We start from the raw sequence: 3,863 nt of genomic DNA on the forward strand, positions 1-3,863 counted from the left end.
ACTAATAATTATTGGTGGAATATTGGTAATATTCGTTATATTATTAATATTAATGCTAGTTTTTGTTTTATACAAATTAGCTAATAAGAAAGCAGCAGTACAAGAAGAACAACACAGCACCGTGTTTAGCCGAGTTTATGAACAACAAAAAACCAAGCCTAAACCACAAATTGATAATTTGGGTGATGACGTAAAAGATAAATTAGCAGTCATTCGGACTTGTCTGGCTGAGGGGGAAGAGGCTGTACAAGTTTTACTCAAAGATGTATTAGATAAAGGTTCGGATGAACAGCAACAAGAAGCTAGACAGTTGATTGAAATCAATCGTAAAATGCACCAATTAGAACAACACAAGCAGCTGGATGATGATTTACAACAAGTCGTAAAAATGAGTCAATATTTGCCTCAAAGCAAATTTGCACCTGAAAATAAACAACAAGTTTTTACCTTAATTGATAAAATTTTTGAATTACTTGACCATGAATTAAATGCTAATGGCCAATTGGTTGAAGCTTATACTCAACGCCATCAAGCCGAATTTTTTGATCAGAATATTCGCCCTGAAAAAGTCTTAGTAGAAAAAAATGCAGAGCCTCACCACACTGCACATCATTCACATTCAACAGAGAAAGCAACTCGCTATCTTTAAATTTTCGAGAGAAAACCAATGGAACAAGTGACTGTAGAACATAATCCAGCGTTTGCAAAATTAGAACAAATGGCTGTGTATGAGTGGAACATTAAAAAACAAAAAGTTTCACAGTTTGATTGGAAATATGATCAAAAAACGACTTATTATCTTCTTGAAGGTGAAGCTGAAATTGGCATTGACAATCAAGAGTCAATTATAATTACTGCTGGGGATTTGGTTATTTTTCTTGCTGGCACGGTTTGTCATTGGAATATTACTCAAGATATTGAGAAACATTTTAAATATGAATAATGTCAATATAAGACCTAGGCTGTCTGTTAAAGAGGTATTCAGCCTGTTTCTATATTCTTAATCAATAAATTAATTATGACTATCAATATACAACTTTTTGCACAAGCTGGTAAAAATATTTGCATTCAAGAACCTTGTCTTATTGACTATCCTGAAGGTTTACATTTAAGTAATAATATTCATATTGGACGCAATACAGAAATTCAAGCAGCAGGTGGCATACATATTGGTAATAACGTTGTTATTGCTTATCAATGTGTATTATGGACACTTGACCATCGCTATGAAGGCGAACTTTTACCCTACGATCATGCCCGAGTTCGCAAGCCAATTCATATTGAAGATAATGTGTGGATTGGTCGTAATGTGATTATTAGAGGGGGAATTACGATTGGTGAAGGGGCTGTTGTGGCTATGGGCAGTGTGGTGACACGCAATATTCCACCATTGGCAATTGTGGGTGGAAATCCTGCTAAGATACTAAAATATAGAGATAAAAAACATTACCAAGAACATAAGGCTCAAGGGCACAGTTTATGGACTGAAGATGGGCGTTGTGGTTCATGTTGTGGCGAAAAATTTTATTTTATTGACTCCCCGCCTCGTACTCCATTGACTTTATATCAAAAAATCAAAAAAATGCTTCTAAGGACATAAGTCTATAATCATAAAAACTATTTAATAATCATATAATTAAAATTATATGATTCTTTATATAAGCTAAAATTTTTATATGTAATGCCATGAAATGCTTGTAAACTAGCAGCCTCTACATTGAGTTCAAAACAAATCCTCCTGCCCATCTATTTTTTTAGAATTGATAATTATCCACTGTTCATTGATAATTGAGCCAAGGGGACATTGCTATGTTGGAAGAATTAGGCGTGGTTGTTGAAGCCACAGAGCAATATGCTTGGGTACAAACCCAACGCAAAACAAGTTGCGGACAATGTGAATCAAAAGGTAGTTGTGGAACGGCTAGCCTAGCCCAAGTTTTGGGTCAAAAATATACGGAAGTTCGGGTTGAAAACCATCTTGCCGTGAAAAAAGGCGATACCGTCATCATTGGATTAGAAGAACAAGCGTTGATTGCAACCTCATTAACAGCTTATTTAATCCCTCTCATTACTTTATTCCTCGCTGCTATGAGTTATGAATCATTTGCACCTAACTTTGGTTTACCCACAGCAGAAATTTTCACTGTTATTGCAGGTTTTATGGGCCTTGGGTTTGGTTTAGTCGCAGTCAAAAAACTATCGCATTATTTATCACATTATGCTCAATACCAACCCATTCTATTACGCATTCAAATGAGGTAATCATCATGCCGAAAAACACGCGGTTTTTACAATTAAAAATCAGTTTAAAAGGGGCTAAACCACCTATTTGGCGGAGGGTTGTTGTGCCTGATAATTTAATATTACTTGATTTACATGAAGTAATTGTTGCGGCAATGGGTTGGGATGGCTATCACCTACATCAATTTGATGCTTTTGGTCAGTTTTATGGTAATCCAGAAGATGATTTATTTGGCGATGGTGATATTTTAGATGAGAAAAAACCCCGATTATCTGAGTTTCTTAATAAAGAAAAAAGCAAAATAAGTTACGAATATGACTTTGGTGATGGTTGGGAGCATCAAATCTTATTGGAAAAAATTGTACCGATAGCTGAGCAGTATCCTGTCTGTATAAAAGGAAAACGTGCTTGCCCTCCAGAAGATGTTGGCGGTATTTCGGGCTATGAAGAATTTTTAGAGATTCTAGCAAACCCTGAACACCCTGATTATGATGATACATTGGATTGGGTAGGTGAGGATTTTGATTCAGAAGCCTTTAACCTGAATGATGTTAATGGCACTTTAGCAAGATTAGCTTTTTTCAAAGCTTGAATTTAAGCCAAATTAGACACATTTAGTAAAGCACTCACCACTTTTGTATGGAGATATTATGCAACGATTAAAACAGTGTTATTGGATTCCCCTATTTTTCCTGATGTTATCTACCGCTCAAGCACGTTCTTCACTGCCTGAGTTCACCGAGTTGGTTGAACAATACGGGCCAGCAGTAGTCAATATCAGCACAACGGCTAAAAAGAAATCAGAAAAATTGGGTAGTTTAGGTCGTGATTTACCTGATATTCCTGAAGACAGTCCATTACATGATTTTTTCCGTCGTTTCTTTGATGAGGAAAATATGGGTAGCCAACCGTCAACTTCTTTAGGTTCTGGGTTTATCATCAGTCCAGATGGCTATGTTATAACCAATCACCATGTGGTTGATAATGCTAAAGAAATTATCGTGCGTTTGACTGATAGACGTGAACTGGAGGCTGAAATCATTGGCAGCGATAAGCGCAGTGATTTGGCCTTATTAAAAATTGAGGCGGATCACTTACCAATAGTTAAGCTGGGTTCATCTAAAAATTTAAAAGTGGGTGAATGGGTGCTTGCAATCGGTTCGCCATTTGGTTTTGACCATTCTGCAACCGCAGGTATTGTCAGTGCCACAGGTCGTAGTTTGCCAAATGATAACTATATTCCATTTATTCAAACCGATGTCGCGATTAATCCAGGAAACTCAGGAGGTCCTTTGTTCAATATGGATGGCGAAGTTGTTGGCGTGAATGCACAAATTTACAGTCGTACTGGCGGTTTTATGGGCTTATCATTTGCGATTCCCGTTGATGTGATGAACAACGTAGTCGATCAATTGAAAAGTGACGGCAAAGTTGTACGCGGTTGGCTTGGTGTATTGATTCAAGATGTTACACGTGATTTAGCTGAATCATTCAATATGGAAAAACCGCAAGGGGCTTTAGTTGCTCAAGTACTACCTGATAGCCCTGCCGAAAACGCAAGTTTTAAATCTGGTGACATTATTACTAAATTTAACAATCAAATTGTTGAACATTCTTCTGA

6 protein-coding genes are annotated in these 3,863 nt (G+C 36.7%); all 6 read left to right on the forward strand.

The genetic code is table 11. The features are described from left to right. Positions 1-649: hypothetical protein (locus ABXH34_RS18135; protein WP_353573295.1), on the forward strand; the 649-nt coding region annotated here is incomplete at its 5' end. A gap of 18 nt (positions 650-667) precedes the next feature. Further along, positions 668-943, forward strand: a complete 276-nt coding sequence (locus tag ABXH34_RS18140; RefSeq protein WP_353573296.1) for a cupin domain-containing protein — start codon at positions 668-670, stop codon at positions 941-943. Positions 944-1,018: 75 nt separating this feature from the next. Then, positions 1,019-1,600, forward strand: a complete 582-nt coding sequence (locus ABXH34_RS18145) for an acyltransferase (RefSeq protein WP_353573297.1) — start codon at positions 1,019-1,021, stop codon at positions 1,598-1,600. A 209-nt stretch (positions 1,601-1,809) separates the two neighbouring features. Beyond that, entirely contained in the window at positions 1,810-2,262 is a 453-nt protein-coding gene (locus ABXH34_RS18150; protein ID WP_353573298.1) for a SoxR reducing system RseC family protein, read from the forward strand. Positions 2,263-2,267: 5 nt separating this feature from the next. Next, positions 2,268-2,834, forward strand: a complete 567-nt coding sequence (locus ABXH34_RS18155; protein ID WP_353573299.1) for a plasmid pRiA4b ORF-3 family protein — start codon at positions 2,268-2,270, stop codon at positions 2,832-2,834. Positions 2,835-2,892: 58 nt separating this feature from the next. Then, positions 2,893-3,863, forward strand: a 971-nt coding sequence (locus tag ABXH34_RS18160; RefSeq protein ID WP_353573300.1) for a trypsin-like peptidase domain-containing protein, incomplete at its 3' end; no start/stop codon positions are given.

Origin of the sequence: Candidatus Albibeggiatoa sp. nov. BB20 (assembly GCA_016744725.1) — a bacterium.
Lineage (GTDB): Bacteria > Pseudomonadota > Gammaproteobacteria > Beggiatoales > Beggiatoaceae > Albibeggiatoa.